This window comes from Streptomyces sp. 4N124, assembly GCF_052245395.1.
Lineage (GTDB): Bacteria > Actinomycetota > Actinomycetes > Streptomycetales > Streptomycetaceae > Streptomyces.
On sequence record NZ_JBQQBS010000026.1, the window covers coordinates 26,600 to 40,144 of the forward strand.

Annotated in this window: 12 protein-coding genes; 7 read left to right on the forward strand and 5 right to left on the reverse strand. The window is 69.8% G+C overall.

From position 1 onward, the window contains the following. The first annotated feature begins 14 nt into the window (after positions 1-14). A complete protein-coding gene (locus ACTWQO_RS25205) occupies positions 15-872 on the forward strand; it encodes a helix-turn-helix domain-containing protein (protein WP_443239626.1) in 858 nt (285 codons plus the stop codon). 209 nt (positions 873-1,081) lie between these two features. Then, positions 1,082-1,291, forward strand: a complete 210-nt coding sequence (locus ACTWQO_RS25210) for a DUF397 domain-containing protein (RefSeq protein WP_155056542.1) — start codon at positions 1,082-1,084, stop codon at positions 1,289-1,291. A gap of 108 nt (positions 1,292-1,399) precedes the next feature. Here ACTWQO_RS25210 and ACTWQO_RS25215 read toward each other — a convergent pair whose 3' ends face one another. Continuing rightward, positions 1,400-2,239 (reverse strand): hypothetical protein, encoded by an 840-nt coding sequence (locus ACTWQO_RS25215; RefSeq protein WP_443239627.1) that lies wholly within the window; start codon positions 2,237-2,239, stop codon positions 1,400-1,402. Between the two features lie 75 nt (positions 2,240-2,314). Between ACTWQO_RS25215 and ACTWQO_RS25220 the strand changes: the two genes are divergently transcribed. After that, complete coding sequence (locus ACTWQO_RS25220; RefSeq protein ID WP_443239628.1) at positions 2,315-3,100, forward strand: SDR family oxidoreductase; 786 nt, start codon at positions 2,315-2,317, stop codon at positions 3,098-3,100. Positions 3,101-3,247: 147 nt separating this feature from the next. Next, entirely contained in the window at positions 3,248-4,822 is a 1,575-nt protein-coding gene (locus ACTWQO_RS25225) for a sodium:solute symporter family protein (protein ID WP_443239629.1), read from the forward strand. 8 nt (positions 4,823-4,830) lie between these two features. On the opposite strand, the gene ACTWQO_RS25230 is transcribed toward ACTWQO_RS25225, so the two are convergent. Next, on the reverse strand, positions 4,831-5,946 hold the full coding sequence (locus tag ACTWQO_RS25230; protein ID WP_443239630.1) for an ADP-ribosylglycohydrolase family protein: 1,116 nt from the start codon (positions 5,944-5,946) through the stop codon (positions 4,831-4,833). Between the two features lie 661 nt (positions 5,947-6,607). Here ACTWQO_RS25230 and ACTWQO_RS25235 point away from each other — a divergent pair. After that, entirely contained in the window at positions 6,608-7,108 is a 501-nt protein-coding gene (locus ACTWQO_RS25235) for a DUF2165 domain-containing protein (RefSeq protein ID WP_443239631.1), read from the forward strand. A 190-nt stretch (positions 7,109-7,298) separates the two neighbouring features. Then, positions 7,299-7,613, forward strand: a complete 315-nt coding sequence (locus ACTWQO_RS25240) for a hypothetical protein (RefSeq protein ID WP_443239632.1) — start codon at positions 7,299-7,301, stop codon at positions 7,611-7,613. Between the two features lie 9 nt (positions 7,614-7,622). On the opposite strand, the gene ACTWQO_RS25245 is transcribed toward ACTWQO_RS25240, so the two are convergent. The 3 genes from ACTWQO_RS25245 to ACTWQO_RS25255 all read right to left on the reverse strand — a co-directional run bounded on the left by ACTWQO_RS25245 (position 7,623) and on the right by ACTWQO_RS25255 (position 11,823). Continuing rightward, positions 7,623-8,174 carry a hypothetical protein gene (locus ACTWQO_RS25245; protein ID WP_443239633.1) on the reverse strand — a complete coding sequence of 184 codons (552 nt, stop codon included), beginning with the start codon at positions 8,172-8,174 and terminating at the stop codon, positions 7,623-7,625. A gap of 78 nt (positions 8,175-8,252) precedes the next feature. Next, positions 8,253-10,838: a bifunctional FO biosynthesis protein CofGH gene (locus ACTWQO_RS25250; RefSeq protein ID WP_443239634.1), complete on the reverse strand. Its 2,586-nt coding sequence runs from the start codon at positions 10,836-10,838 to the stop codon at positions 8,253-8,255. Between the two features lie 139 nt (positions 10,839-10,977). Beyond that, positions 10,978-11,823 carry an LLM class F420-dependent oxidoreductase gene (locus tag ACTWQO_RS25255; RefSeq protein WP_443239635.1) on the reverse strand — a complete coding sequence of 282 codons (846 nt, stop codon included), beginning with the start codon at positions 11,821-11,823 and terminating at the stop codon, positions 10,978-10,980. Between the two features lie 133 nt (positions 11,824-11,956). On the opposite strand from ACTWQO_RS25255, the gene ACTWQO_RS25260 reads away from it, so the two are divergent. Next, positions 11,957-13,468 carry a CehA/McbA family metallohydrolase gene (locus ACTWQO_RS25260; RefSeq protein ID WP_443239636.1) on the forward strand — a complete coding sequence of 504 codons (1,512 nt, stop codon included), beginning with the start codon at positions 11,957-11,959 and terminating at the stop codon, positions 13,466-13,468. The last annotated feature ends 77 nt before the right edge of the window (positions 13,469-13,545 follow it).

Genomic DNA, 13,545 nt, shown 5'->3' on the forward strand with positions numbered 1-13,545 from the left:
GAGGTGCACGTCCCGTGGCGTCCAATGTCAATCCCACCGTCAGGCGGCGCCGGCTGGGCCAGGAGCTGCGCAGGCTTCGCGAGCTCAAGGGCATGACAGCCGAGGAAGTTGCGGAACGGCTGCTGGTGTCGCAGTCGAAGATCAGTCGGCTGGAGAACGGCCGGCGCAGTATCAGCCAGCGTGATGTCCGCGATCTGTGCGGGGTCTACGAGGTGGAGGACCACCGGATCGTCGACTCGCTGATGCAAATGGCCAAGGACTCCCGCCAGCAGGGCTGGTGGCATTCGTTCGGTGACATCCCGTACAGCGTCTACATCGGCCTGGAGACGGACGCGGCGAGCCTTCGGGTGTACGACCCTCAGGTCGTCCCCGGTCTGCTGCAGACCCGGACCTACGCGGAGGCGCTGATCGCGGGCGCGCTGCCGGAGACCGCGGCCGCCGAGGTCGAGAAGCGTGTCCAGGTGCGGCTGCGCCGGCAGGAACGAATCACCGCCCCGGACAACCCGCTGCGCCTGTGGTCCGTCCTGGACGAGGCCGCTCTGCGCCGGGTGGTCGGCAACCGCACCCTGATGCGCGAGCAGTTGGAGCACCTGGTCGAGCAGTCCCAGCTCCCGCACGTCACCGTGCAGGTGATCCCCTTCGACATGGGCGCCCATCCCGGCCTGAACGGGCAGTACGCGATCCTGGAGTTCCCGGACGCGGCGGATTCCAGCGTGGTCTACATCGAGGGCGTCACCAGCGATCTGTATCTGGAGAAGGCGAACGACGTCCAGAAGTACGCGGTGATGTACGAGCATTTGCGAGCGCAGGCCCTGAATGTGGATCAGTCCCGGCAGTTCATCGCGGACATCGCGAAGGAGTACGCGCGGTAGGGCCGATGCCCTGAATTCCGCCCCCTGGGCAGAAGGAGGCGCACGGTACACCTTCGCCCGGCCCAGATGGAAGATCCAATGGAATATGCCATCCGGTCGAGTGAATGGTCGCTTCATCAGCCGATGTTGGCGAGTAGCGTCGATCACGCCATCGAGCAACACCGTTGGCGCAATCTCAGCAACTCATCAACTGGCAACGCGGAGCAAACATGGCAATTCGTCAGGGCGCCACGGACACGTGGACCAAGTCCTCGTACTCCACGGGAAACGGCGCGTGCGTCGAGATCAAGTCACCGGTTCTCGCGGCCATGGCCGTCCGGGACTCCAAGGTCCCCGAAGGGCCCACGCTGGCCTTCCCGGCGGACGCGTGGAACGCCTTCGTGGCTCAGGCCGGCCGGGGAGCATTCGACCTCGGCTGATGCTGCACCGTCTCCCACAACTCCATAAGCACCACAGGAAGAGCCCTCTCGACTAGCCCGCCGTCCTTGCCGAGGGGGCTCGGCTTATGGTCCCGCGCCCCCTCCCCGCTACCTCAGCCGGTCCACGTACATGTCCGTCCCCGGCACGGTCGGCACGAACGGCGCCACCAGTTCCACCCTCCCCAGTCCCGTCTCCCCGACCGCCGTGTCCAGCCCGGTGAAGTACTCCTCCCAGCACTCCCGCGGGTCCGCCTGAAGGAACCACAGCAGGGTCAGCCGCGTATCGACGCCCTCGACCTGCTTCACGTACGACATGCGATCCCCCGGCAGCGGGGTCGGCCGGAAGACGGTGACCATCGCTGCCGGGGAGCCCGCGAGCCGCTTCGGCAGATGGCGTGAACGCAGCCATTCCAGCAACTCGGCCCGCTGCCCGGCCGATTCGGCGTCGACGACCTCCACGACCAGTCCGGCGTAGGGGTGATCGAGGGCGTGATAGTCCCGGGGCCCGGCCGCACCGTCCCGGTAGACCGTCGCCTCGTGGTCCTGGAACGCCGTGAAGACGTGCGTGCGGTCCTGGTAGACGCGGCCGTCGCGGTTGAGGCGCTTGTTGATGCCGACGGTCCACCTCATGTGGTCGTCGTAGCGGCCGTCGGTGATCCAGTACGTCGAGATGTAGCAGCCGACGGTGACCGGCTGGGCGATCGCCGACTTCTCGGGGTAGCGGAGGAGCTGGAGGTCGCGGGTGGCCACCCAGCGGCGCCCGGCGTACATCCAGGGCATGGCCATGGCGCCGGCGTAGTAGTGGTCGTCCTCGTACCAGCGGTTGTACGCGTACTCGTGGCCCGGATGCGGTTCGACCATGGTGATCAGGGCGTGGCCCGGGTGGACACCGTACGGGCCTACGGCGGCCAGCTCGGCGTACGTGTCGCTGCGGGTGTCGTCGCTCATGCGGTTCCCCTTTCCTGCGGTCGCCCATACTCTGACGCTCCGTCAGATAGAGCGGAAGAGGCGGGAGGCATCGGGATGTCAGTGCTCGCGGGCAAGACGGTCGTCGTGTCGGGAGTCGGGGCCGGACTCGGGCATCAGGTCGCGGCGGCCGTCGTACGGGACGGGGGCAATGCCGTGCTGGGGGCACGGACGGAGGCGAATCTCGCCAAGAGCGCCGCCGAGATCGATCCGGACGGGGCGCACACGGCGTACCGGGCGACCGACATCACCGACGAGGCGCAGTGCGAGGCCCTCGCCGGGCTGGCGCGGGAGCGGTTCGGGCGGATCGACGCGGTCGTCCATGTGGCCGCCTGGGACGGCTACTTCGGCGGTCTGGAGGATGCCGACTTCGTGACGTGGCAGTCGGTGATCGATGTGAATCTGCTGGGGTCGCTGCGGATGACCCGGGCCTGTCTTCCGGCGCTGAAGACGGACGGGGGCTCGGTGGTGTTCATCGGGACGCAGTCGGCGGTGGCGGCGCCCTCGGAGGTGCGGCAGGCGGCGTACGCAGCCTCCAAGGGAGCGCTGACGAGCGCGATGTACTCGCTGGCGCGGGAGCTGGGGCCGCATCGGATCCGGGTGAACACCGTGCTGCCGGGGTGGATGTGGGGGCCGCCGGTACGGGCGTACGTGCAATTCGCCGCGCAGACCGAGGCGGTGCCGGAGGCGGACGTACTGAAGCGGCTGGCGGATCGGATGGCGCTGCCGGAGCTGGCCACGGACGGGGACGTGGCCGACGCGGCGGTTTTCCTGGCGTCGGACCGGGCACGGGCGATCACGGGGCAGTCGTTGCTGGTCAACGCGGGGGAGCTGATGCGCTGAGCCGTTTTCTGGGGTTCATGTCTGTGAACGCAGGTCATCAAGGAGAACATTTTTACTCTCCCTTGACCTGACGCTTGCTTGTCGTGCTCGTGTAAACGCACTCACGATGAGCGGGCCGTTCACATGGCGGACCCTGGAAGGGGGCACATGAACAGTCTCGACTGGGCCGTGCTCATCGGCTATTTCGGTGTGATGGTCGCCATCGGCGTCTGGTCGCACAAGCGCGTGGACAACGTCAGCGACTTCTTCACGGCCGGCGGCAAGATGCCCTGGTGGCTCTCCGGCATCTCGCACCACATGTCGGGCTACAGCGCGGTGATGTTCACCGGGTACGCGGGCATCGCCTACACCTACGGCGTCACATCCTTCGTCACCTGGTCCTTCCCGATCGCCCTCGGTATCGCCATCGGGTCGAAGCTGTTCGCGCCGCGCATCAACCGGCTGCGCTCCCGGCTGCACGTCGCCTCCCCGCTCGAGTACTTGAAGAACCGCTACGACCTCAAGACCCAGCAGGCGCTGGCCTGGTCCGGGATGCTGCTGAAGATCGTGGACGTGGGCGCGAAGTGGGCCGCGATCGCGACGCTGCTGTCGGTGTTCACGGGTGTGTCGCTGAACCAGGGCATCCTCATCACCGGTTCCATCACCGCCGTCTACTGCACCATCGGCGGCCTGTGGGCGGACGCGCTGACCGAGCTCGGGCAGTTCGTCATCCAACTCCTGGCCGGTGTCGCGATGTTCGTCGCGGTGATCGTCGAACTCGACAACAAGGGCATCGGGTTCTTCGGCGCCTGGGACGAGCCGGCGCTCCAGGGCCACGACAAGCCGCTGGTCGGACCGTACGGCACGGTCTTCCTGCTCGCCTTCCTCTTCATCAAGCTCTTCGAGTACAACGGCGGCATGCTCAACCAGGCCCAGCGCTACATGGCCACGCGCAACGCACACGAGGCCGAGCGCTCGGCACGGCTGTCGGCGATCCTCTGGCTGGTGTGGCCGCTGGTCCTGTTCTTCCCCATGTGGATGTCGCCGCTGCTGGTCGAGTCGCAGAAGCCGGACGGTTCCGACTCCTACGGGCTGATGACCGAACAACTCCTCCCGCACGGCCTGTTGGGCCTGGTCATCGTCGGCTTCTTCTCGCACACCATGGCCATGTGCTCCTCCGACGCCAACGCGATCGCGGCCGTCTTCACCCGTGACTGCGCGCCGGTGATCTGGCGCAGGGCACGGACCTGGAGCCAGGGTCAGGGGCTGCGCGTGGCCCGCGTGGCCACGGTCGTCTTCCTGGGCCTCTCCATGGCGGCGGCCACCCAGGTCAACTCCCCGACCTTCGAGGACATCATCACGGTCGTCATCAAGTGGGTGGCCGGTCTGATGGGCCCGATGGCGATCCCGATGATGCTGGGCCTGCTGCGCCCGTTCCGCCGCTCGGGACCGACCGCCGCGCTCACCAGCTGGGCCATGGGCCTGTTCGCCTTCTGGCTGGTCAACTACCCGATCAACTGGAACGTCGAGGGCGGCGTCCCGCTCCAGTACCAGGTGTCGATCCCGCTGGCGGTGTCGCTGGTCCTGTACATCCTCATCGGCTTCGTGAAGCCGGAGGACACCCCGGAACGGCTCGCGATCATCGAGAAGATCAACACGGACGGGGACGGGGCGGCGGCCGCCGCGGTGCCGGCTCCGGCGGGAGCGGGGGACGACGTGGTGCGTACGACGGCGAAGGACTGAGCCGCTGCTCAGGCCCTCGGATAGCGGGCGATCCAGCCCGGGGCCGAGCCGGCCGGACCGTGCAGGGCAGGTCCCTGCGTCATCTCCATGGCGAAGTCGTCGGCGAGTTCCAGGATCGTGGGACGGCCCTCCAGCTCGGCCAGCCAGGCCGGGGGGAGGGCCGTTTCGCCGTGCAGGGCGCCCAGCAGCCCGCCGGTCAGCGCGCCGGCCGCACCCGAGGGCCCGGCCTGGTTCACGGCGAGGCAGAGACCGTGCCGTACGTCCTCCCCCACCAGCGCGCAGTACACGGACGCGGCCAGCAGCCCGTCCGCCGTCCCGTCCCCCGCCAGCTCCTCCACCCGCGCCGTCGAGGGCATGCCCTGCCGTACGGCGCCCAGGGCGTGCTGGAGCGAGTCGGAGACGGGCTGGTGCCCGGGCCGGGCGGCGAGCAGCGCCAGGGCCCGCTGCACGGCGCCGTCGAGGGTCTCGCCGCGGGCCAGGGAGTGCACGATCACGGCGTACGCGCCCGCGGACAGAAAGGCGGCCGGATGACCGTGCGTCTGCGCCGCGCATTCCACGGCGAGCTGCACGACCAGCTGCGGCTCCCACCCCACGAGCAGCCCGAACGGCGCGGAACGGGCGGCGGCCTCCGGCCCGGTCTCGCCGGGATTCTTGGGCGCGTCGAGCGTCCCTATGGCCTCGTCCCCGAACCCGACGAGCAGCGAGCGCGCCGGATCCCGCCGGGCGTACAGCCACTCCTCCCGGGCCAGCCACCCATCGTCCTTCCGCCGCTCGTCGGGCCCCCAGTCCCGCTGGGTCGCCGCCCATCGCAGATACGCCCGGTGCAGATCGGTCGGCGGATGCCAGGCGCCGGTGTCGCGGCGCACCTGGGCGCGTATCAGCCCGTCGACGGAGAACAGGGTGAGCTGGGTGAGATGCGTGACGGCGCCCCGCCGCCCGTACCCGACGGCCAGATCCACGAGCCCCTCGGCGCCGTACGCCTCCCGGATCTCATCACTCCCGAGCCCGTCGACGGGCGCGCCCAGCGCATCCCCCAGCGCCGCACCGAGCAGCGTCCCACGCACCCGGCTACGGAAGTCCTGCTGCTCGGCACGTCCCCAGACGGCCCCGGCTGCCGCACCCACCAAGACCTCCGTTGGTATCGCCCGCACGTACGACAGCTCAGCACTGTAATCGAACGGGGACGGTGGGTTCAGGGGGCGGATCGGTATACGGGGTGTGGCCTGGTTTGTACGGTTTGGTCAGTTATGAGCGAGGTTTCGGGGTCATGGACGGCAATTAGCCGTACCAAGTGACATTGCAGACGTAGACGCACTCATGGCGGGGCACGGCCAGAAAACTGATGAAGCCGCGGCCACCAAGGATGTCGAACTCGCACAGCCCGCCCTCGTCCGCAGCGATGCCGGTGAGCGGGCGATACTGCGTGCTCTGCCTTCGGTCTTCCCATGGGTCCGTCATCTGCCGGCGGACGAGTTGCAGCAGTTCGTGGCCGAGCGCAGCTCACCCGTCGGCTGCCGGACGAGGACCACGGCGAGGTGACGGCCCCGTGAACCCTAAGCGCGGCGACGACGTCACCCCAATGGGAGTACGAGGTGACGGCGGGCGGTCGCGTGCGTTACCTCGTCGACGACGAGCGCCGCACTGTCCATCTCGTGTACGCATCCACCCGCCACCCCAAGGACACCGAGTAGTTCGTCCGGGTTGCCCCAACTCCAGTTCAGGGGAGGTCGTTTCCGGCTCGATTGATCTGGAACACACCCGGCCCGTCCCGGGAAGATGACCACCATGCCAACTACATCCCCACGAAACGCACTTCACCTCACCGCCACCCTCCTCACCGCGAGCGTCGCGCTCTACATAGCGCTCGTCGCCTTCGGGAACATCACCGACTTCGGGACGAACCAGCAGTTCGTGCGGCACGTCCTGGCGATGGATACGACGTTCAAGGACGACGACCTGATGTGGAGAGCGATCACCAGTAAGGGACTTCAGGACACGGCGTATGTGGTGATCATCGTCTGGGAGACGGTCGCCGCGCTGGTGCTGCTGTACGGCACGTGGCTCTGGTTCCGCCGCGACGACTCCCGTGCCCGGCGATTCTCGACGTACGGCCTGCTGATGGTCCTGCTGCTCTTCGGCGCCGGGTTCATCGCGATCGGCGGTGAGTGGTTCTCGATGTGGCAGTCGGCTGACTGGAACGGGCTCGACGCGGCGACACGTGCTTTCGTGTTCAGCGGGATCGTGCTGCTCGTCGTGCAGCTGACCGGCGGACGGAGTGAGTCGTGACGGACGGGACGACACCACGTGTGGTGGCCGTCAACCGCGGCACCGAGCAGGCCGCCGGCAGCCCGCCGGCCGGGCCGGGGCCTCGGCGCCGGGCGCTCGACGCCTGGGTGGGACGGTGGATCAACCAAGGTCACGTGATCAATGAGGACGGCAGCGCGGGGGCGACGATCACGACCTCCGACGTCTATGAATGGGTCCCGGTGGGGTCTTCCTCGTCCACTCCGCCTACGGGCGGATCGGGGAGTTCGACGTCGGTGGCACGGAGATCATCGGCTACGACGAGACGAGCGGCGCCTACCGGTCGCACTTCTTCGACAGTCAGGGCAATGTGACCGTCAGCCGGCTCGTCGCGGACGGCGACACCTGGACCTACCAGGGCGACACGACCCGCTCCACCGTGGAGTTCAGCGACGGCCATCGCGTCCAGACGGTTCTGCACGAGCGGACGGACGACGGGACCACCTACCGGACCTCCATGCAGGTCACGCTGATCAAAGTGGAGTGACTGAAGGGGCTAGTTGACGACCACCACCGTCGTCCCCGTCGAGCCGAACGTCCACACCGCCGACCCGTCGGCCTTGCGCATCCGGATGCCGCCGGTCTGGGTGCCCGAGGCCGGCGGGGGTGAGGAGCCGTCGACGGCGTTGGAGAAGGCGATGTTGAGGCCGGACTTGGTGGCGAAGTAGACGATGTTCTCGATCGCCACCCCGTCCGAGCCCGTCGTCGCGTCGCGGCGGGAGACGACGGAGTAGCTGCCGGGGTCGGGGGCGACCGTCCCCGGCCACACGGCGAACGTGCGGCGGGCGGCGTCGCTCTCGTCGACCAGCCACACCCGCCGCTGCCCGAGGGAGTAGACGATGCGCCGGCCGGTACCGGAGGCGTCCGGTACCGCGGCCGGTGCGGAGGCGGTGGGGCTGGGCTGCCCGCCCCCCGAAGCCGACGCCGACGCGCTCGGACGGGCCGTCGCCGTGGGACGCGGGCCCTTGTCGGCCTGGACGGCCAGGGCGGCGACCACTGCTATCGCTCCCACCGTCAGACCGGTCACCCAGACCTTCGGGGCTGGCACGGGTACGCATCTCCTCAGCTCACCGACAGGGTCGGATCATCGTACTGCGAGCCCTCAGTCCCCTCGGTCCAGCACCGGTCAGTCCAGCACCGGCAACAGCTCCGGCAGATGCCCGTCCGAGGCCTGAGCCGCCCGCTGCCGCTCCTGAGGCACCTCCCCGTAGAGCGTCGTACGCGGCCTCGCCGGGCGGCCCGCCGCCTCCGCCACGGCCACCAGGTCACGTACCGACTTGTACGAGCCGTACGACGATCCCGCCATCCGCGAGATCGTCTCCTCCATCAGCGTGCCGCCGAGGTCGTTCGCGCCGGAGCGGAGCATCTCGGCCGCGCCGTCCGTCCCCAGCTTCACCCAGCTCGTCTGGATGTTGGGAATCCAAGGGTGCAGGAGCAGTCGCGCCATCGCCGTCACCGCTCGGTTGTCCCGCATCGTCGGGCCCGGGCGCGCGATGCCCGCCAAGTACACCGGCGCATTGGTGTGGATGAACGGCAAGGTCACGAACTCCGTGAAGCCGCCCGTCCGTTGCTGGATCCCGGCCAGCGTCCGCAGGTGGCCCAGCCAGTGACGCGGTTGATCCACGTGGCCGTACATCATCGTCGACGAGGACCGGATGCCGACCTCGTGGGCCGTCGTGATCACCTCGATCCAGGTCGCCGTCGGCAGCTTGCCCTTCGTCAGGACCCAGCGGACCTCGTCGTCGAGGATCTCCGCCGCCGTGCCGGGGACGGAGTCGAGGCCCGCTTCCTTCGCCGCCGTCAGCCACTCGCGGATCGAAAGCCCGGTCCGGGTCGCGCCGTTGACCACCTCCATCGGCGAGAAGGCGTGCACATGCATCCCCGGCACCCGCGCCTTCACCGCCTTCGCGATGTCGAAGTACGCCGTGCCGGGCAGGTCCGGGTGGATGCCGCCCTGCATGCAGACCTCCACCGCCCCCACGTCCCACGCCTGCTGCGCCCGGTCGGCGACCTGTTCCAGCGAGAGCGTGTACGCGTCCGCGTCCGAGCGGCGCTGCGCGAAGGCGCAGAAACGGCAGCCCGTGTAACAGACGTTGGTGAAGTTGATGTTCCGGGTGACGATGTAGGTGACGTCGTCGCCGACCACCGACTTGCGTACGTCGTCGGCGACCCGGCACAGCGCGTCCAGCGCCGGCCCCTCCGCGTGCAGCAGCGCCAGCGCCTCCTCGTCGGTCAGCTTCGTCGGGTCGTCCGCCGCCGTCGCCAGAGCGGCGCGTACGTCCGTGTCGATCCGGGACGGCACCATGCCCGGCGCCGCCGCCTCGCGCAGGGCGCCCCAGTCGCCGTACACCTCGTCGAAGTCGTCGCGGCGGTCGGACGTACGGCCCTCGGTGTCGATGGAGGTGTGCAGATCCGTACGGCCGGAGGGGACGAACACCTCCTCGGGCTCCTGCCACGGGTGCCCCTCGACCACGGCGTCCGGGCGCGCCAGCCCCGTCTCCGGGTCGGCCAGCGCGCGGACGTGCGGGCGCAGCCGCGGGTCCAGCCAGGGCTCGCCGCGCTGCACGAACTCCGGGTAGACGCAGAGGCGTTCACGCAGCTCGAAGCCGGCGGCACGCGAGCGCTCGGTCAGTTCCTCGATCTGCGGCCAGGGGCGTTCCGGGTTGACGTGGTCGATGGTCAGGGGCGACACCCCACCCCAGTCGTCGATTCCGGCGCCGATCAGCCGCTCGTACTCGGAGTCGACCAGGTTCGGCGGGGCCTGCAGACAGGCCGCCGGGCCCATGATGTGCCGGGCCACCGCCACCGTCGCGACCAGCTCGTCCAGCTCCGCGTCCGGCATGCCCCGCATCGCGGTGTCCGGCTTGGCGCGGAAGTTCTGGATGATCAGTTCCTGGATGCCGTGGTACGACCGCGAGACGCGGCGCAGCGCGAACAGCGACTCGGCGCGCTCCTCGTACGTCTCGCCGATGCCGATGAGGAGTCCCGACGTGAAGGGGACGGAGGAGCGGCCCGCGTCCTCCAGGACCCGCAGACGTACGGCGGGTTCCTTGTCCGGGGAGCCGTAGTGCGGCCCGCCCGGCTCGGACCAGAGCCTGGTGGCCGTCGTCTCCAGCATCATGCCCATGGACGGGGCGACCGGCTTCAGCCGCTGGAAGTCGGTCCATGACATGACCCCGGGATTGAGGTGGGGCAGCAGCCCCGTCTCCTCCAGGATGCGGATCGATATGGCCCGGACGTACGCGATCGTGTCGTCGTAACCGTGCGCGTCGAGCCATTCCCGCGCCTCCGGCCACCGCTCCTCGGGCTTGTCGCCCAGGGTGATGAGCGCTTCCTTGCAGCCGAGGGCGGCGCCCCGGCGGGCGATGTCGAGGACCTCGTCCGGGGACATGAACATCCCGTGCCCGGCCCGGCGCAGCTTGCCGGGGACGGTCACGAACGTGCAGTAGTGGCATTTGTCCCGGCACAGCCGGGTGAGGGGGATGAAGACGCTCTTCGAGTAGGTGATGACCCCGGGGCGGCCGCCCGCCTCAAGGCCCGCGTCCCGCACCCGGGCGGCGGACGCGGTGAGGTCGTCGAGAGCCTCACCGCGGGCCTGGAGCAGCACCGCCGCCTCGTTGACGTCGAGCGCGACGCCGTCCCGGGCGCGTTTGAGGGCGCGACGCATGGAGTTCTCGGTGGGACCGGTTCCGGAGCTCACGGTGGTCGTCATCCTTCGAGCATACGGAGGGGCTCCGCCGGTTCAGCGGGGTCGGGGGGTCCTGGGAGGCTGCGGTGCGTTGCCGGGTGCGGGCTCGTTGTGGCTGGTCGCGCAGTTCCCCGCGCCCCTGGGTTGGCAGCCATCCCCTCGGCTACAGGTACTCGGCGTAGCCGTCCAGCATCCCAAGCACCTCTGCCTCCCCCGCCGGCGGGAGTTGGACGACGACCTCCTCGATGCCGAGGTCGGCATAGTGCGCCAGCTTGCCCGGGTTCGGATAGACCGCGTACGGCACGACCTGCAGCCCCGCCGGGTCCCGCCCCGCGTCCGCCCAGGCGGCCCGCAGCCGCGGCATCGACTCCGACAGACCCCGCCCCCCGATCGGCATCCACCCATCGGCGTACTCGCAGATGTGCGTGAAGAGCTTCGGGCCCGCCGCGCCCCCGACCAGCGTGCGCGGACCGACCACCGGGCCGCGCGGCTTCTGCACGGGCTTGGGGTAGGCGTGACTCGCCCGCACACCCCCGAACTCGCCCTCGTACGCGGTCGGTTCCTCCGCCCACAGCGCCCGCATCAACGCCATCCGGTCCCGGACCAGCTCGCGACGCGTCCGCCACTCCACCCCGTGGTCGGCGGCCTCCTCCACGTTCCAGCCGAAGCCGAGCCCGAGCGTGAACCGGCCGCCCGACAGATGGTCGAGTGTGGCGATCTGCTTGGCCAGGTCGATCGGGTCGTGCTGGGCCACGAGCGTGATGCCGGTGCCGAGGCCCAGGCGGTCCGTCACGGCGGCGGCCTGGCCGAGCGCGACGAAGGGGTCGAGCGTGCGGCCGTACTCGGGCGGCAGTTCCCCGCCCGCCGGGTACGGGGTGACCCGCTCGACGGGGATGTGCGTGTGCTCGGGCAGATACAGCCCGGCGTAGCCCCGCTGCTCCAGCTCGCGGGCGAGCCGGGTCGGGGTGATCGTCTCGTCGGTGAGGAAGATCGTGACGGAGAGGCGCATGGCCCATCTCTACCGCGACGGACCTTGAATGTCCATACCGACCAGTCGGCATCCGCGCAGGTCCCACTGTCGGATGTTCGCGGATTCCTCTTCCTTGTACGGCAGTTCACGTCCGAAGACCAGAGTTCTGCGCATGTGCGAAGACGACCACGGCATCCGCAGACGCGCGCTGTTCGTGACGGGAGCGGCCGCCGCGCTTACGTTGGGAAGCGTGAGCTTCGCCTCGGCCGCGGACGGCCGGACCCAGGAGACGAAGACGGTACGCGGCACCCTGCCCACCGGATCGCCCGACTTCGTCTACCTGCCGCTCGAAGTCCCGTCCGGCGTACGGGAGATCAAGGTCGCGTACACCTACGACAAGCCCTCCGTCCCGGCCGGCACCCCCGGCAACGCCCTCGACATCGGCATCTTCGACGAACGCGGCACCGAGCTGGGCGGTCGTGGCTTCCGGGGCTGGTCGGGCGGGGCGCGCACGGAGTTCTTCCTCCGCGCGGACGACGCCACGCCCGGCTACATCCCGGGCCCGATCCGCCCCGGCACCTGGCACATCGCGCTCGGCCCGTACACGGTGGCGCCGCAGGGTCTGCCGTACGAGATCACGATCACGCTGTCCTATGGCGAACCGGGCGCCGTCGTCGAGCCGGCGTACCCGCCCTCGCGCGCGAAGGGGCGGGGCCGGGCCTGGTACCGCGGGGACTGCCATCTGCACTCCTGGTACTCCGACGGCCGCCGCACCCCGGCTCAGATCGCGGCGCTCGCGCGGGCGGCGGGGCTGGACTTCATCAACACGTCGGAGCACAACACGCATGCGGCGCACGCGCATTGGGCCAGGGAGGCGGGCGACGACCTGCTGATCTTGCTGGGCGAGGAGGTGACGACGCGGAACGGGCATCTCGTCGCGCTGGGAACGGATCCGGGCACCTTCGTCGACTGGCGCTATCGCGCCCGCGACAACCGGTTCGGCCGGTTCGCCCGGCAGATCCGCCGGGCGGGCGGTCTGGTCGTGCCCGCCCATCCGCATGCCACCTGCATCGGCTGCACCTGGAAGTTCGGGTTCGGTGAGGCGGACGCGGTGGAGGTGTGGAACGGGCCGTGGACGCCGGACGACGAGGTGGCGCTGGCGGACTGGGACGGGATGCTGGTGGCGTCCGTGCGGTCCGAGGGCCGGGGGTGGATCCCGGCGATGGGGAACAGTGACGCGCACCGGGATCCGGACGTGGTCGGGCACCCGCAGACCGTCGTGCTGGCCGACGAGCTGAGCCGGGGGGCGATCCAGGCGGGCATCCGGGCGGGGCGCTCGTACGTCGCCGAGTCCCGGCATGTCTCGGTGGCCTTCAGCGCGTCCGGCGGGCGCGGTGAGCACGCGGGGATCGGCGAGCGGCTGGAGGTCGGCCACGACACCCCGGTCACCGTCCGCGTGGACGTCACCGGCGCCCCGCGCTGCACGGTCCGGATCGTCACCGACCAGGGAGTGCTGTTCACGAGCGCGCCGTTGCCGGTGTCGGGGGCGGGGAGTGTGGAGTGGCGGACCACGCCGTCGTATGCGGCCTACGTGCGGGTGGAGCTGCGGCACGAAACGGTGATCGGACCGTTGCCGGGGGCGCTGGCGGCGTTCACGAACCCGATCTTCCTGGGACGGGGCTGAGCGCCCCGAAGGGGCGCGGGGAACTGCGCGACCAGCCCCCACCGGCCCGCGGCGAACGAACCGCATATGCCGGCGGA

What these genes read in the sequence shown, in the direction of transcription:
- ACTWQO_RS25235 (WP_443239631.1), top strand. Translation starts at nt 6,608, where the DNA reads ATGCCAACTACATCCCCACGAAACGCACTTCACCTCACCGCCACCCTC.
- ACTWQO_RS25215 (WP_443239627.1), bottom strand. Translation starts at nt 2,239, where the DNA reads ATGAGCGACGACACCCGCAGCGACACGTACGCCGAGCTGGCCGCCGTA.
- ACTWQO_RS25225 (WP_443239629.1), top strand. Translation starts at nt 3,248, where the DNA reads ATGAACAGTCTCGACTGGGCCGTGCTCATCGGCTATTTCGGTGTGATG.
- ACTWQO_RS25250 (WP_443239634.1), bottom strand. Translation starts at nt 10,838, where the DNA reads ATGACGACCACCGTGAGCTCCGGAACCGGTCCCACCGAGAACTCCATG.
- ACTWQO_RS25220 (WP_443239628.1), top strand. Translation starts at nt 2,315, where the DNA reads ATGTCAGTGCTCGCGGGCAAGACGGTCGTCGTGTCGGGAGTCGGGGCC.
- ACTWQO_RS25240 (WP_443239632.1), top strand. Translation starts at nt 7,299, where the DNA reads ATGGGTCCCGGTGGGGTCTTCCTCGTCCACTCCGCCTACGGGCGGATC.
- ACTWQO_RS25260 (WP_443239636.1), top strand. Translation starts at nt 11,957, where the DNA reads ATGTGCGAAGACGACCACGGCATCCGCAGACGCGCGCTGTTCGTGACG.
- ACTWQO_RS25255 (WP_443239635.1), bottom strand. Translation starts at nt 11,823, where the DNA reads ATGCGCCTCTCCGTCACGATCTTCCTCACCGACGAGACGATCACCCCG.
- ACTWQO_RS25210 (WP_155056542.1), top strand. Translation starts at nt 1,082, where the DNA reads ATGGCAATTCGTCAGGGCGCCACGGACACGTGGACCAAGTCCTCGTAC.